The organism is Jatrophihabitans sp., from assembly GCA_036389035.1.
Classification (GTDB): domain Bacteria; phylum Actinomycetota; class Actinomycetes; order Mycobacteriales; family Jatrophihabitantaceae; genus Jatrophihabitans_A.
In genome coordinates, this window is sequence record DASVQQ010000007.1 from 314,151 (window position 1) to 329,284 (window position 15,134).

Sequence of the window (15,134 nt, forward strand, 5' to 3'; positions counted from 1 at the left end):
TCAGTCCGGTGGGTCCAGCCAGAGGTTGGACAGGTCGAACCACCGGTCTACCGTCGGCATCGCGATGGCGTTGCGGACCCGGCTGCCGGACAGGTGCGGGATCGTCGGGGCGTGCACGAGCAGCGGGACGATCGCCGCGTCCGCCATCACCTGCAGGTCGACCTGCTGCCAGATCTGTTTTGCCCGGTCACGATCGGGGGTGGCCAGCGCCTGGAAGATCAGGCGGTCGACGTCGGGGTTGCTGTAGAGCCCGTAGTTGCTGGTGCCACGGGACTCATTGGTCTGGAACATCGGCTGCAGGAAGGCCCGCCCGTTGTTGCCGAACCAGTCCGGGGTCCAGGACGGCGCCGAGATGTCCCAGGCCCCGGCGATCGCGTTCGCCGGGTTCTGCAGGAACTCGTAGTAGGCGTCGTGCCCGACCGGCACCAGCTTGGTGGTGATCCCGCACCTGGCCAGGTCGGCGGCGTAGGACCGGGCGACCTTGGGGTTGGCGTCGACGTCCCGGTGCAGGGCGATCAGGGTGAGGCCGTCGGGGTAACCGGCCTGGCGCAGCAGCGCGCGAGCCCGTTCCGGATCACCGCGATCACCCGGCGTGGGGTAGAGGTTGACACCGCAGTGGCCGTCGTTGCCCGGCGGGATGACGCTGCGCGCCGGCCGCATCACGGTGCCGGCCTCGAGGTCGTGGAAGATGTCGGCGATGGCCATCTTGTCGACGGCGTACGCGATCGCCTGCCGGACCGCCAGCTTGCCGGTGGCGCCGTCGCAGTTCGGACTGCGGGTGTTGAACACCAGGTAGGGGTTCAGGGCGTAGCCGAGGTCGTTGCCGGGATCGGTCGGCGGCACCGCGTACGGCTCGGTGACCGGTGAGGCCCAGGACAGGTCGGCCTCGCCGGCGGCGATGACCTCGCGGACCTGCTCGGGCGTCGCCTTCTCCATCACGACCTCGACGCCGTCGAGGTACTGGTGGCGGACCGGGTCGGCGTCCTGGCGCCACGCGGGATTGCGCGACATCCGCAGGTAGCGGCCGTGGACGTAGTGATCGAGCTGGTAGGGACCGTTGGAGATGGTGCCGCGCCGGAACTCCGGGCTGTCCGGAACGTAGGCGTCGTACTCGACGGGGGCCGCCGAGGCGAACGGCATGGCCAGGATGTTGAAGAAGTCGTTCGCCGGCCGGATCAGCTCGAAGACCAGCGTTCGCGAGTCCGGCGCGTGCAGTCCCGAGATCTGGTGGGTGTTCTGGAACGCCGCGAGCTCCCGCGCGCTCGCGCCCTCGCCGACCGCCTCCTGGTAGCGATCACAGAACTCGGCCATCCCCCGGATGGTGCTGGTGTAGTACGCGATCGCACCCGCCCGGGTGAGCGGGCAGCACATCCGCTTGAAGCCGCGCACGAAGTCGGAGGCCGTCACCTCGCGCGCCGGCTCGGTGTTCCAGTACACCCCCGGCCGCAACCGGATGGTATAGACAGTGCCGTCGGAGCTGATGCCGCCGTTGGCCCGGTTCGGAAGCTCCGCGGCGACGTCCGGGGTCGGGATGATGGCCCGCGGATCGCGGAGGTCGGGCTCGCACGGGTAAGTGAACAGCTGCCGGGCGAACAGCCTGATCACTTGACCGGAAAGGGCATAGTACGAACTGGCCGGGTCCACATGGTCCATGCTTCCCGGCCCGAAGAGGCGCAGGATCCCGCCCAGTCGGGGCTGGGTGGCGACGATCGTCATCGGGAGCCCTTCCGCTCATCCGAGAATCAAGTCGCTACATTATAATAAAGTATTTAGTTGCGGCAAGAGCGCGACCGTGGCCTCGGCGGTCCGAGCACGGCCCGCAGGCTGAGGGGGTACGGAGCAGCGCTACGAACGGCCGTGGGTGGCGCTGATACGACACCCGGTGCGCCGGGTTGACACCTGGCGCACCGGGATCAGACAGGGATCAGGCTCAGGCGTCGAGGCGGCGCAGCCGCCATCCGGCGAGAGCGAGCAGGACCACCGCGTAGCCGCACATCACCGCGAACCCGGTCCAGGGCGACAGCGGGTTGGCGACCCCGAAGGTGCCGTTGAGCATCATCGCGCCGGCGTTGGAGGGCAGGTACTGGACGAAGTGGTCCGAGAGCGAGGCGGGCAGCAGCATCGTCAGCGGTGGGATCACGAAGAAGACCGCGACGAAGGTGAAGATCGCGGCGGCGGCGTTGCGCAGCAACGCCCCCAGGGCCAGTCCGGTGATACCCGCGACGGTGAGGTACAGCGCCGCACCGAAGATCGATCGCAGCGCGCCCGGGTCGGCCAGCGAGGCGTCCAGGTGCCGCTCGCTGAGCAACGCCTGGCCGAGGAAGAACGAGGTGAAGCTGGTGATCAGCATGGTGACCAACACCGCTGTGGCCAACACCGACACCTTGGCCCACAACATCGGCAGCCGACTCGGCACCACCGTCAGCGAGGCGCGGATCATCCCGGTGCTGTACTCACCGCTGATCACCAGGACCCCGAGCACGCCGATGGCCAGTTGGGCGAAGAAGGTGCCGGTCAGGCTGGTCGAGATCGCGTTCTCGCCGGGGTTGAAGCCGTCGGGCTGGTGAGCGGCGATGGCGGTGAACATGGCGCCGAGGCCGATCATGAGCAGGACGGCGAGCAGCAGCGTGTGCAGCGTCGAGCGCAGCGAGCGGAACTTGGTCCATTCCGACAGCAGCACCCGCGAGCGGGTCACCCGTAGCTCGGCGCCGCGACGGGTAGTGGCCGGCGTGGAGGTGCTGGGCGCGAGGGTGGTGGTCATGCCGCCACCGCCGCGGCGGTTGCGATCGCGGTGGAACGGTAGTCGACGGAGTCGCGGGTCAAGGTCATGAAAGCTTCCTCCAGTGAGGCTTGTCGGGTGGCCAGCTCATAGATGGGCAACTGCGCCTGCCAGGCGATGACGCCGATCTGCTCGGCGGTCAGGCCGTCGATCCGCAGCAGGTCGGGCTGCTGCTCGGTGACGGTGATGTCGGGGGACAGCAGCAGGCCGCGCAGCCGAGCCGCCTCGGGCGTGCGGACCATGACCGTGCTGCTGGAGGCGCGGGCGACGAACTCCTGCACCGTGGTGTCGGCGATCAGCCGGCCCCGGCCGATCACGATCAGCCGGGTCGCGGTCAGCGCCATCTCACTCATCAGGTGGGACGAGACGAACACCGTGTGCCCGTCGGCGGCCAGGCCCTGGAGCATGGTGCGCATCCACAGCACCCCTTCGGGGTCCAGGCCGTTGGCCGGCTCGTCCAGCACCACGGTCTTCGGCTCGCCCAACAGGGCAGAGGCCACGCCCAGCCGCTGGCCCATCCCGAGGGAGAACCCGCCGGCCCGCTTGCCGGCCACCTGCGCCAGCCCGACCGCCTCGATCACCTCTTCCACCCGGCGGCGGCTGATGCCGTTGGTCTGGGCCAGCGCCAGCAGGTGGTTGCGCGCTGACCGGCCGGTGTGCACCGCCCGGGCCTCCAGCAGCACCCCCAGCTCGGCCATCGGCGCGCCGGCAGTCCGGTAGTCACGGCCGTTGACCCGCACCAGACCCGAGCTCGGCTCGTCCAGCCCGGCGATCATCCGCATCGTGGTCGACTTACCGGCCCCGTTCGGGCCCAGGAATCCGGTCACCATCCCCGGCCGGACCACGAAACTCAGCCCGTCCACCGCGAGCTTCGCGCCATAACGCTTGCTGAGATTCTCTACCTCGATCATGTTCATGCCTTTCTTGAAGTTGCGAGAAGTTCGGGTTCGGGCCGGCCGCTCGGATCGTGACGACGACTCTGCCTTACTAAGTACGGGACTCTATAGTACTAAGTACGATGCTGTAAAGTACTTAGTACGAAACCGCTAGGATCAGGGGTGTGATGGCGAAGGCAGCGCGCAAGTCAGCGGCTAAGGCAGTGGAGGACGGCGGAGCTGTCGAGCGGGTGCCGCTCAGCCGGGACCGGGTGCTGCGCGGCGCGGTCGCGGTGGCCGACGCCGGCGGCATCGCGGCTCTCACGATCCGCACGCTGGCCCAGGAACTCGGGGTCAAGCCGATGTCGGTCTACCACTACGTGGCCAACAAGGACGAGATTCTCGACGGCATCGTCGACCTGGTCTTCAGCGAGTTCGAACTACCCGAGCCCGGCGGCGATTGGCGCAAACAGATGCGCCGGCGAGCCGACTCGGCCCGCGAGGTGCTTCGGCGCCATCCCTGGGCGACCGTGCTGCTGCAGTCGCGTCTCAACGCCGGCCCGGCCACCCTGCGACACCACAACGCGGTCATCGGCGCCCTGCGCGGGGCGGGCTTCACCGTCGAGCAGACCGCCCACGCCTTCGCCCTGATCGACAGCTACCTGTACGGCTTCGCGATGTCAGAGACCGCGCTGCCCATCCACGGCCCCGAGAGCGTCGCCGACCTCGCCGAAGAGATGGTGCGGCGGTTCCCGGTCGATGAGTACCCGCACCTGTTCGAGTTCACCACCCAGCACATCATGCAGCCGGGCTATGACTTCGGCGCGGAGTTCGAGTTCGGGCTCAACCTGATCCTCGACGCGCTGGCCAGCTCGCTCCCGCACGATGGCAGCGAACCGTCGCAGTAGCCGGCTCCGCGAGCGCCCGGCAGCCCGCGCCGGCGCTGTGATGTCTAACCCGGCCTTCCGACGATCTTGCGAGCGTCCTTCATGAGCAACATCAGATGCAGCGGGTCGGTCGGGGACTGCTCGAAGTCGTAGTGCAGGTAGAACTCGCGTGCGCGCTCGTGCAACGCATGGACCAGCAGCGCCCTAATTCCGACGATCTCAGCCGCGGCTACCGTGCGAGCGATCGCGTCACGCAGCAGTTGGCTGCCCAGTCGACGGCCCTGCTCCTTCAGGTCCACCGCTAAGCGGCCGAGCAGCACCACCGGGATCGGCTCAGGCATCCCCTGGCCCACCCGCGGGGTGGCCGCCAATCGCTGAACACTGCCTGTCGCCAGCGCGTAGTAGCCGACCACGCGCCCGTCGCGGCAGGTCACGAAGCAGCGGGATGCGCCAGTCGCCTGGTTGATTACCGATCGCTTCCTCAGCCACTCGTCCAGACTGGGTTCGCCGCTGTCGAAATCCGCGAGGTCGTCCTCGCTGCCAATAGGCCGTGGAGTCGAGTACCCGCTCACTCGAAGATCGACTCGCTGGCGAACAGCTTCTCCAACCTCGGCTTGGGCGCCACCGGCCGATCCAGGACGGCAAGAAACTCCTGCCACGCGGCGTCGTCGAGCACGAACAACCGCCGATCGACCAGGACGTCACGGGCATGGGACACGGCCGCTTCAACCGTGAAGTCAGTGATGCTGGTGCCTGCGACCTCGGCTGCGCGACGTATCAAGGCATCCTGATCCGAGGTCAGACGAACGGCGAGGCGAGAATCTTTCATCACGGACATATCTCAAGTGTGCGCCTGATAGGCGTACGCGTCAACCCGGCTTCTACGCGATCGACCTTGCCACCGGAAGGCCCGAGTTCAGGTCGGCGCCGACCCGCCGCATAAGTCCGCCTTGGGCTAGGCGGGGAAAACCTTCTTGGCTGCTTGCCCGATTGCGCGGGTGGCGGTTGCGTCTACCCCGCCGCCCATGACGCCCCCGACTCCGGGGATCATCTTGGCAAGGGTGACGGCAGATCTCTTCGTGCCGTACTTGGCGAGAAGGTAGAACCCGGCCTTTGCGTTGATCTTGTGGATCACTGCCATCGGCACCGCGGCGATCGCCTGCTTGGCGGCCTGCTTTCCGATCACAACTCCGAGTTCAGACAGAACGGCCTGCGCGCTGCTACCGGCAGCCGTCAACATGATCATGGCTTGGGTGTGCGGATCGTCGAGCTTGTAACCGCGCAGATAAGCAATCGCTCCGACCATCCGGGCGTTGATGATCAGGCTGCCGGCCATGTTGGCAGGCAGGCTCACCGCCAGCGTCATCAGGCCACCCAGCCCCGTGATGAAACCCTGCGTTCCAGACGCGGCAACGGACTCACGAATGATGCGCCGGATCGCTGCCTCGGGGTCACCGCCGTCACCGCTGTCTCCACCCACCACAGTCCCCGTGCTGCCCGGTGGCGCAGTGCTGACGCCGAGATCCGCCTGTCCGGGCCGCGTCCGCGCGAGACGATCGAGTGCGTAGGCAGCGGATCCAGTGATAGGTCCAAGGCCCTCCTGCACTACGTGCGTCACGAGTTTCTGCAGCTGGCCGCTGGCCTTCTCCAAGGATGTGCCCACGGTGTCTGCCATGACGTCCCTTCAGTCAATCCATTCTCACCCGAATTTCGGCCGCCGGGCGACAGTACAGCCTGTTCAACAGTCAGGGTGCAACGTCGTGCCGGCGCCATCCGAGGCGCGTGCTCAGCGGGCCGGGCGCCAGCGAGCGTGCCGGGTGCCCGGGTCCGGTTCGCGAATCAGGGTCAGCCGTGGCCGGGGCCCGTCGGTGCGGCCGGTCGGCGGCTTGCGGCTGCCGGCGCGGTACTGCGCCGGCCAGTCCGCGCCGGGGCCGCGGTACTCCTGCTCGGCGGCGGCGTGCAGCGTCCAATGCGGGTCGTACAGGTGCGGCCGGCCGACCGCCACCAGGTCGGCGCGACCGGCCAGCAGCACCGAGTTGACGTCGTCGAAGGAGGCGATGGCGCCGACCGCGATCACCGCGACGCCGTAGCGCTCGCCGAGGTCATTGCGGATCCGGTCGGCATACGGCGTCTGGTAACTGCGCCCGTAGGCCGGCTTCTCGTCCTTGACCACCTGACCGGTCGAGACGTGGATGGCGTCGGAGCCGTGCTCGGCGAACGCCCGGGCGATCTCGACCGCCGCCTCGATGTCGTTGCCGCCCTCGTACCAGTCGGTCGCCGAGATCCGCACGCTGACCGGGCGCTCGGCGGGCCAGGCGGCACGCACCGCGTCGAAGACCTCGAGCGGGTAGCGCATCCGGTTGGCCAGCTCGCCGCCGTAGTGATCGGTGCGGACGTTGGACAGCGGGGACAGGAACGAGGACAGCAGGTAGCCGTGCGCGCAGTGCAGTTCGAGCATGTCGAAACCGGCGCGGGCGCCGGCCTCGGCGCAGGCCACGAAGTCGGCCTTGATCTCGTCCAGCTCGGCCTGGGTCAGCTCGCGCGGCGCGGGGCTGGCCGGTGTGTAGGGCAGCGGCGACGGGCCGACGATTTCCCAGTTGCCGTCCGGCAGCGGCTCGTCGATGCCCTCCCACATCAGCTTGGTCGAGCCCTTGCGGCCCGAGTGGCCGAGCTGGATGCCGATCTTGGCGGTGCTCTGGCTGTGGACGAAGTCCACCACCCGCGCCCAGGCCTGCTCCTGTTCCGGGGTGTAGATGCCGGAGCAACCCGGGGTGATCCGCGCTGTGGGTGACACGCAGATCATCTCGGTCATCACCAGCCCGGCCCCGCCGAGTGCCCGGGAGCCCAGGTGCACCAGGTGAAAGTCGGTCGGCATGCCGTCGACCGCTGAGTAGGTGTCCATCGGCGAGACCACCACCCGGTTCTTCAGCTCCAGCCGGCCGAGCCGGAACGGGTGGAACATCGGCGGGGCGGCATCCTCGGCCGCCGCCCGGTCAGGCTGGCCGGCCGGATCAGCCTGGTCGAACCCGTCGGCCCCGTAACGATCCCGCTCGTGCCGCGAGTACCAGGCGTCCATGCCGGCCACGAACTCCGGGTCGCGCAGCCGCAGGTTGTCATAGGTGATGCGGCGGCTGCGGGTGACGATGTTGAACGCGAACTGCTCCGGCGACTGGTCGACGTAGTGGCTGATGTTCTCGAACCAGTCCAGGCTGGCCCGGGCCGCGCGCTGGGTCGACAGCACCACCGGACGGCGTTCGGCCTCATAGGCCTGCACCGCGGTCGGCACGTCGGGATGCTCGTGCAGGCAGGCGACCAGCGCGAGCGCGTCCTCCATCGCCAGCTTCGTGCCCGAGCCGATCGAGAAGTGCGCGGTGTGCGCGGCGTCGCCGATCAGCACCACGTTGCCGTTTCGCCAGGTGTCGTTGGAGATGGTGTTGAAACTCTGCCACTTGGAGTTGTTGAGCAGGATCTGGTGGCCGTCCAGGATGTCACCGATCAGCTCCTGGACCCGGGCGACGGACTTCTCGTCGCTGACCCCCGGCGCGAACGTGGTCGAGGCCGACTCGGCGAACCCGGCCCGCTGCCAGACGTCGTCGTGCATCTCGACGATGAAGGTGCTGCCGGTGGCGTCGTAGGGGTAGCCGTGCACCTGCATGATCCCGTACGGCGTCTGGCAGATGTAGAACTTGAAGGCCTCGAACACCAGGTCGGTGCCCAGCCACATGTACTTGTTGCGGCCCACCTCCATCGAGGGCCGGAAGACGTCGGCGTACTTGGTGCGCACCGCCGAGTTCGCGCCGTCGCAGGCCAGCACCAGGTCATAGTCCTGGCTGAGGGTGTCGACGTCGGGCGCCTCGGTGCGAAACCGCACGTCCACGCCGAGCTCGGCGCAGCGCTCCTGCAGCAACTGCAGCAGCTTCTTGCGGCTCATGGCCGCGAAGCCCTGGCCGCCGACCGTGGTCAGGGTGCCGCGGAAGTGGATGTCGATGTCGTCCCAGCGGGCGAACTGCTCGGCCATCCGGGAGTAGATCACCGGGTCGGCGTGCTCGATGCCGCCGAGGGTCTCATCGCTGAACACGACGCCGAAGCCGAAGGTGTCCTCGGCGGCGTTGCGCTCCCACACCCGGATCTCGGTGTCGGGGTCCAACGCCTTGGCCAGCGCGGCGAAGTACAGCCCGCCGGGGCCACCACCGATGATTGCGATGCGCATGCGTCGCTCCTTCCTGCGCTCGGGGCGCCGTGCCAGCCGGACCTTTTTGCCGGCTGGCACGGCCGACCCTGGGCGCGCTTAGCGCGCGGCTTCGGTCTCGCGAAGCCGGAACCGTTGAACCTTGCCGGTGGACGTGCGGGGCAACGCCGCGGCGAACTCGATGGAACGGGGGTACTTGTACGGCGCGATCGTCTGCTTGGTGAAGTCCTGCAGCTCGCTGACCTTGGCCGCGTCCTGGGCAGCGCCCTCGCGCAGCACCACCACGGCGTGCACCGTCGAACCGCGCTCGGCGTCGGGCCGGGCGACCACCGCGCACTCCACCACGTCCGGGTGCTGCTCGAGGGCACGCTCCACCTCGGGCGCGGCGATGTTGTATCCGGAGGAGACGATCATGTCGTCACTGCGGGCCTGGTACCAGAAGTAGCCGTCGGAGTCGCGGATGTAGGTGTCGCCGGTGACGTTCCAGCCATGCTGGACGTAGACGGCCTGCCGCGGGTCGGCCAGGTAACGGCAGCCGGTCGGTCCGGTGACCGCCAGCCGGCCGGCGGTGCCGTCCGGGGCCGGCTTGCCGTCGGCGTCGAGCACCGCCGCGGTGTAGCCGGGCACCGCCTTGCCGGTCGCGCCCGGCCGGATGTCGCCGTCGGACGCCGAGATGAACACGTGCAGCATCTCGGTGCTGCCGATGCCGTCGATCAACTCGATGCCGGTCTTGTCCTGCAGCTCCTGCCAGACCGGCTTGGGCAGGTGCTCACCGGCCGACACCGCGCGCCGCACGGTGGCCAGCCGGTGCTGCTGGCCGGCGCGCAGGATCGCCCGGTAGGCGGTCGGCGCGGTGAACAGCACGGTGGCGCGGTGTCGCTCCACGGCCTCGGCGAGCTCGGTGGGGGTGGCGCGTTCGATCAGCAGCGTCGAGGCCCCGATCCGCAGCGGGAACACCAGCAGGCCGCCGAGGCCGAAGGTGAAGGCCAGTGGCGGGGTGCCGGTGAAGACGTCGTCGGGCCGGCCGGCGACGGTGTGCTTGCCGAACGTGTCGGCGATCGCCAGCACGTCGCGGTGAAAGTGCATCGTCGCCTTGGGGTTTCCGGTGGTGCCCGAGGTCGGCGCCAGCAGCGCGACATCGTCGGCCGCGGTGTCGACGTTGACGAACTCGGTCGGCTTGGCCGCGCTGAGCCCGATCAGGTCCTCGGCGTCCTCGCCGCCGTAGCGCAGCATCGGTATCCCGCCGGCCGAGGTCGCCGGCTCGAGGTCGTCGACGAAGCGGTGGTCGCACAGAGCCAGGCTGGCGCGGGTCAGGTCGATCAGCTGGGTGATCTCGCCGCTGCGCAGCATCGGCACGGTGGTCACCACCACACCGCCGGCCTTGAGCACCGCGAACCAGCAGGCCACCAGCCACGGGTTGTTCGGCCCGCGCAGCAGCACCCGCTGGCCGGGCAGCAGGCCGGCGTCCTCGCTCAGATAGTGGGCCAACTGGTTGGCGCGGGCGAGCAGTTGCCCGTAACTCCAGGTCTCCCGCTCGCTGCGCAGGGCAGGCCGGTCGGCGCCGTGCTCGGCCACCACGTCGTCGAGCAGCGCCGCCGCGCAGTTGAGCCGCTGGGGGTAGTGAAGCTCCGGCAGGTCGAAGCGAAAGTCCGGCCACTGCTCCCGCGGCGGGAGGTTGTCCCGGCAGAACGTGTCCACGTGGGCGGACGGTGCGAGCTCCACGGTTTCGACTCCTTCCCCCGGGGCGCTTGCCAGTATTCTCTAGTTGTGACGACAGTCAAGAACGCGCGATACTTTGGCGCCGCGTCGGCGATCGTTGGCCGCTCAGCAGGGTCCGCTTCGGCAGGTCGCCCTGCTGCCAGGCCAACGACCAGGAACGGGTCGCGATGAGCAGCGCCGTGAAGCCGGCCGGCGCCTCAGACGAGCTGCTCGTCGAGGCCCAGCCCCGTCAGCTGATCGTCACCATCTACGGCCTGTACGCGCGTGAGGAGCCGAACTGGCTGCCGATCGCCTCGGTCGTGCGGTTGATGAGCGACCTGGGCGTCGACGGCCAGGCGGTGCGATCCTCGATCTCGCGCCTCAAGCGCCGGGCGACGTTGCAGGCCCTGCGGATCGACGGAGCTGCCGGGTACGCGCTGTCCCCGTCGACGATCCAGGCGATGCGCGAGGGCGACCGGCGGATCTTCGACCAGCGGCACGCCAGCCTGGCCGACGGATGGGTGCAGGTCGTCTTCACGGTGCCCGAGGCCGAGCGGGGCAAGCGGCACGAGCTGCGGACCAGGCTCGCCGGGCTCGGCTTCGGCCCGGTCGCCCCTGGCGTCTGGCTGGCGCCCGGCGCGCTGGCCGACGAGGTCAGCCACGTGCTGGCCCGCCAGCAGCTGGCCGGCTACGTCGACATCTTCCGCGGCCAGTACCTCGGCTATGCCGAGCTGGCCGGCCGGGTGGGGGACTGGTGGGACCTGGAGGGCCTGGCCGCCAAGTACGCCCAGTTCCTCGGTCACTACCGGCCGGTGAGCCGCCGGCTGGCCGGCCGGGCGCCGGACGGCGGCGCCGCCTTCGCCGAGTACGTCCGGATGCTGACCGCGTGGCGGCGGCTGCGCTACCTCGACCCCGGCCTGCCGGCCGAGGTGCTGCCACCCCGCTGGGACGGCGCGGCGGCGGCGGAGTTGTTCGGTGAGCTCAGCGACGTGTTGCGTCCGCCGGCGTACCAGCACGCGCTGCGGGTGATCCGCGACTGAACCGGCGTCCGGTCAAGCCGGGTGCGGAGCCCGGTCAAGCCGGGTGCCGGGATGAAAGCTGTCAGCGGGGGATCTCGGCCACGCCCTGCAGCTCGATGAGAGCGTCCTCGTCCCAGAGCCGGGCGATGCCGATGCCGGCCATCGCCGGGTACTCGGTGCCGGCCAGCCGCCGCCAGACCGCGCCGATCTCGCGGGCGTTGGCCCGGTAGTCGGCGATGTCGACGATGTAGATCGTGACGGTGGCCAGGTGCTCGGCGGCGCCGCCGGCGGCGGCCAGCGCGGTCAGCAGGTTGCTCAGCGCCTGCTCGAACTGCTCCACGATGGTCGAGCCGACGATGGCGCCGGCCTTGTCGAGCGCGGTCTGGCCGGCCAGGTAGACCCGCGCGGTGTCGGTGGCGCGCACCGCGTGCGCGAAGCCGGACGGCCGGCCCAGCTCCTCGGGGTTGATCCGCTCCAAAGTCATGAACACTCCCGGCGCTCGCTGCGATCCACCCTCATGACTGCACCGATCCTCCGTCGACATTGATTCCCTGCCCGGTCACCGCGGCGTTCGCCAGGCAGAATCGAACGGCCTCGGCCACCTCGTCGGGTTCGATCAACCGCCCGATCGGCTGCCTGCGGGCCAGCGCGGCACGCGCGTCGTCCGGGCCACGGCCGCTGCGGGCGGCGATCGCCTCGACGGTCGCATCGGTCATCGGGGTGTCGACGTAGCCGGGGCAGACGGCGTTGACGGTCACCCCGGACCGGGCCAGCTCGGCGGCCGCGGCGCGCACCAGGCCGAGCACGCCGTGCTTGGAGGCGGTGTAGGCCGCGACCTGCGCCTCACCGCGCTTGGCCACCACCGACGCGATGACGACGATCCGGCCCCAGCCGCTGCCGGTCATCGACGGCAACGCCCGGCGCATCAGCCGGAACGGCGCGGTGAGGTTGAGCTCGAGCATCTGGGCCCACTGCTGGTCGGAGGTGTCGACGATCGGAGCGGCGATTCCGGCGCCGGCGTTGCAGACCAGCACCTCGACCGGCCCCCAGTCCCGCTCGATCCGGCTGAAGGCAGCCTCGACCGCGCCGGGGTCGGTCACGTCGGCGGGCACGCTCAGGGTCGGCCCCGGCAACGCCGCGCCCAGCTCGTCCAGGGCGGCGCCGTCGCGGCCCAGCAGCGCCACCCGATGGCCGTCGCGCGACAGCGCCGAGGCGACCGCCGCGCCGATCCCGCGGCTGGCGCCGGCGACCAGGCAGACCCGGCCGGCGTCGCTCAACGCCCGGTCCAGCGCGGCGGCCGGCGCTCGTTGAAGGCCGCGTGGAACTCGGCGTGGTCATCGGTGGTCATCAGCAGCGCCTGGGTCATCGCGTCCAGTTCCATCGCGCCGGCCAGCGACATGTCCAGCTCGCGGGTGATCAGCGCCTTGGTCTGGGCGTAGGCCAGGGCCGGCCCCTCGGCGAGCCGGGTGGCCAGCCTCGCGACCGCGGCGTCCAGCTCGTCGTCGGCGACCAGCTCGCTGACCAGGCCGTACCGGTCGGCGGTGGCCGCGTCGATGGTGTCGCCGAGCATGAGCAGCTGGGTGGCCCGGCCGGCGCCGACCATCCGGGGCAGCAGGTAGGCCGCGCCCATGTCGCCACCGGAGAGCCCGACCTTGGTGAAGAGGAAGGCAAAGCGCGCCGACTGCGTCACCACCCGGAAGTCCGAGGCGAGCGCCACCACCGAGCCGGCGCCGGCCGCGATGCCCTGGATGCCGGACACGATCGGGACCGAGACCTCGCGCATCGCCCGGATCAGGTCACCGGTCATCTTGGTGAACGCCATCAGCTCGCGCGGGCGCATCTTGATCAGCTCGCCGATGATCTCGTTGACGTCGCCGCCGGCGCAGAAGGCCTTGCCGGCGCCGCGGATCACCAGCACTCGCACGTCCTCGCGGTAGGGCAGCTGCTGCACCAGGTCGCGCAGGTCGGCATAGCTCTCGAACGTCAGCGGGTTCAGCTTCTCGGGCCGGTTCAGCGTGACTGTGGCGATGCCGTCGGCCACCGCGAAGTCGAAGTGCTGCCAGTCCTCGGTGAGCGGGACGGAGGCCCGGAATCGGTTCGTCATGCCTGCTCGGTCCTCTCGCGGGTGGCGGCCTGCACCAGTGAACGCCCGATGATGGTGCGCTGCACCTCGGAGGCGCCCTCATAGATCCGCGGCGCGCGGACGTCGCGGTACAGCCGCTCGAGCAGGTGACCGCGTTGCAGGGCCCGGGCGCCGTGCAGTTGCATGGCCGCGTCGACGACGAACTGGGCGCTCTCGGTGGCGAACAGCTTGGCCATCGCGGCCTTGCGGGTGACCAGCTCGGCGGCGATGCCCTCGTCATAGGCCGACGCCGCCGCGTAGACCAGCAGCCGGCTCGCCTCGACCCGGGTGGCCATCTCGGCGAGCAGGTGGCTGACCGCCTGCTGGTCGCTGAGCACCCCGCCGAAGGCCTGCCGCCGGGTGGTGTGCTCGATCGCGGCGTCGAGGCCGGCCTGGGCCATCCCGACCGCGAAGGCGCCGACGCTGGGGCGCAGCACGTCGAGCGTGCGCATCGCGACCTTGAAGCCGGCGTCCACCTCGCCCAGGACGTCGGCGCGCTCGACCCGGACGCCGTCGAAGATCAACCGGCCGAGCGCGTGCGGCGCCAGCATGTCCAGCTGCTCGCCGCTCAGGCCCGGCGCTCCGCCGTCCACCACGAACGCGGTGATGCCGCGGGCCCGGGCGTCGGCGGTGGTGCGGGCGAACACCGTGTAGACGTCGGCCTCCGGCGCGTTGGAGATCCAGGTCTTCTCGCCGGTCAACCGCCAGCCGTCGCCGTCAGGCTCGGCCCGTAGCCGCAGCGCCGCGGCGTCAGAGCCCGCCTCGGCCTCCGACAGCGCGAACGAGGCCACCACGGTGCCGGCGGCCACCCCGTCGCGGTAGCGCTCGGCCTGGCCCTCGGTGCCGAACAGCACGAAGGGATAGCTGCCCAGGGCCTGCAGCGCCAGCGCCGTCTCGGCGTCGGTGCAGACTTCTGCCAGGGTCTCGCGCAGCAGGCAGAGTTCCATGGCCGCGGCCGAGCGCCCGGTGGCGCCGAACAGCCGGCTGAGCAGCCCGTGGCTGCCCATCGCCTCCAGCAGCGGCCGGTTCACCCGGCCCTCGACGCCCTGCTCGGCAAGCGGGATGAGTTCGGCCACCGCGACCTCGCGCACCTGCCGCACGTACGTTCGTTGCTCGTCGGTCAGTGCGAAGGCGGACATGGATCTCCCTGAGGACGAGGCTGATCGCGCTGCTCCCGGCACGCTGCGACCGCAACGAGCCTAGCGAATCCGGGACGACCGTCAACGCGGCGCGATATCACCGGCTGGGTCGTTCTCGCCTCCCTCGATGTCGAAGCCCTCCGTCTCCAACGCTGCCACCGCCTCGGACTCCTGCGCCTCGGGCACCCACAAGGTGATGATCGGGTACGAGGTTCCGTCCACCACCTGGACGGTGTTGAGCGCCAGGTGCGCGGTGTTCGTGGTGCCGGGCGGCGAGTCCGCGCCACCGGACAGGGCTGCTTGAATCCGCTGCAGGCTGCCCTCCTCCGGCGAGCCGGGGCGGGCCTGGGTCGCGAAGCTGATCCCAGGCGTTCCTGCGCTGGGGTCAGCGGTCCGCGTCACGGTGTTCACTGCGCCTCCTCGGGT

The 15,134-nt window shown here is 70.0% G+C and carries 15 protein-coding genes; 2 read left to right on the top strand and 13 right to left on the bottom strand.

Going from position 1 to position 15,134, the window contains the following annotated elements:
• The 3 genes from VF557_04045 to VF557_04055 form a co-directional block, all read right to left on the bottom strand.
• Nucleotides 1-1,716, bottom strand: coding sequence for an ABC transporter substrate-binding protein (locus VF557_04045; GenBank protein ID HEX8079359.1), 1,716 nt, complete (start codon nucleotides 1,714-1,716; stop codon nucleotides 1-3).
• A 214-nt stretch (nucleotides 1,717-1,930) separates the two neighbouring features.
• Entirely contained in the window at nucleotides 1,931-2,761 is an 831-nt protein-coding gene (locus VF557_04050; protein ID HEX8079360.1) for an ABC transporter permease subunit, read from the bottom strand.
• Entirely contained in the window at nucleotides 2,758-3,690 is a 933-nt protein-coding gene (locus tag VF557_04055; GenBank protein HEX8079361.1) for an ATP-binding cassette domain-containing protein, read from the bottom strand. The genes VF557_04050 and VF557_04055 overlap by 4 nt, the downstream gene beginning before the upstream one ends.
• Before the next feature lie 152 nt (nucleotides 3,691-3,842).
• Between VF557_04055 and VF557_04060 the strand changes: the two genes are divergently transcribed.
• On the top strand, nucleotides 3,843-4,562 hold the full coding sequence (locus VF557_04060; GenBank protein ID HEX8079362.1) for a TetR/AcrR family transcriptional regulator: 720 nt from the start codon (nucleotides 3,843-3,845) through the stop codon (nucleotides 4,560-4,562).
• Nucleotides 4,563-4,606: 44 nt separating this feature from the next.
• Here the strand turns inward: VF557_04060 and VF557_04065 are convergent, their stop codons facing one another.
• From VF557_04065 to VF557_04085, 5 genes are all read right to left on the bottom strand, one after another.
• On the bottom strand, nucleotides 4,607-5,113 hold the full coding sequence (locus VF557_04065) for a GNAT family N-acetyltransferase (GenBank protein ID HEX8079363.1): 507 nt from the start codon (nucleotides 5,111-5,113) through the stop codon (nucleotides 4,607-4,609).
• Nucleotides 5,110-5,379, bottom strand: a complete 270-nt coding sequence (locus VF557_04070) for a DUF1778 domain-containing protein (GenBank protein HEX8079364.1) — start codon at nucleotides 5,377-5,379, stop codon at nucleotides 5,110-5,112. Before VF557_04070 ends, VF557_04065 begins: the two co-directional genes overlap by 4 nt.
• 117 nt (nucleotides 5,380-5,496) lie before the next feature.
• Nucleotides 5,497-6,216, bottom strand: a complete 720-nt coding sequence (locus VF557_04075; GenBank protein ID HEX8079365.1) for an EcsC family protein — start codon at nucleotides 6,214-6,216, stop codon at nucleotides 5,497-5,499.
• Nucleotides 6,217-6,327: 111 nt separating this feature from the next.
• Nucleotides 6,328-8,751 (bottom strand): bifunctional salicylyl-CoA 5-hydroxylase/oxidoreductase, encoded by a 2,424-nt coding sequence (locus tag VF557_04080; protein ID HEX8079366.1) that lies wholly within the window; start codon nucleotides 8,749-8,751, stop codon nucleotides 6,328-6,330.
• Between the two features lie 78 nt (nucleotides 8,752-8,829).
• Nucleotides 8,830-10,452: an AMP-binding protein gene (locus VF557_04085; GenBank protein HEX8079367.1), complete on the bottom strand. Its 1,623-nt coding sequence runs from the start codon at nucleotides 10,450-10,452 to the stop codon at nucleotides 8,830-8,832.
• 164 nt (nucleotides 10,453-10,616) lie between these two features.
• Here VF557_04085 and VF557_04090 point away from each other — a divergent pair, with 164 nt between their 5' ends.
• The gene (locus VF557_04090; GenBank protein ID HEX8079368.1) at nucleotides 10,617-11,468 is read left to right on the top strand and encodes a PaaX family transcriptional regulator C-terminal domain-containing protein; all 852 of its coding nucleotides are present in this window, start codon (nucleotides 10,617-10,619) and stop codon (nucleotides 11,466-11,468) included.
• Nucleotides 11,469-11,529: 61 nt separating this feature from the next.
• On the opposite strand, the gene VF557_04095 is transcribed toward VF557_04090, so the two are convergent.
• The 5 genes from VF557_04095 to VF557_04115 all read right to left on the bottom strand — a co-directional run bounded on the left by VF557_04095 (nucleotide 11,530) and on the right by VF557_04115 (nucleotide 15,119).
• A complete protein-coding gene (locus tag VF557_04095; protein HEX8079369.1) occupies nucleotides 11,530-11,931 on the bottom strand; it encodes a RidA family protein in 402 nt (133 codons plus the stop codon).
• 31 nt (nucleotides 11,932-11,962) lie between these two features.
• The gene (locus VF557_04100) at nucleotides 11,963-12,724 is read right to left on the bottom strand and encodes an SDR family NAD(P)-dependent oxidoreductase (protein HEX8079370.1); all 762 of its coding nucleotides are present in this window, start codon (nucleotides 12,722-12,724) and stop codon (nucleotides 11,963-11,965) included.
• Nucleotides 12,721-13,551, bottom strand: coding sequence for an enoyl-CoA hydratase family protein (locus VF557_04105; GenBank protein ID HEX8079371.1), 831 nt, complete (start codon nucleotides 13,549-13,551; stop codon nucleotides 12,721-12,723). Before VF557_04105 ends, VF557_04100 begins: the two co-directional genes overlap by 4 nt.
• Nucleotides 13,548-14,708, bottom strand: a complete 1,161-nt coding sequence (locus tag VF557_04110) for an acyl-CoA dehydrogenase family protein (GenBank protein HEX8079372.1) — start codon at nucleotides 14,706-14,708, stop codon at nucleotides 13,548-13,550. The genes VF557_04105 and VF557_04110 overlap by 4 nt, the downstream gene beginning before the upstream one ends.
• An 81-nt stretch (nucleotides 14,709-14,789) precedes the next feature.
• Entirely contained in the window at nucleotides 14,790-15,119 is a 330-nt protein-coding gene (locus tag VF557_04115) for a hypothetical protein (protein HEX8079373.1), read from the bottom strand.
• Nucleotides 15,120-15,134: the final 15 nt, after the last annotated feature.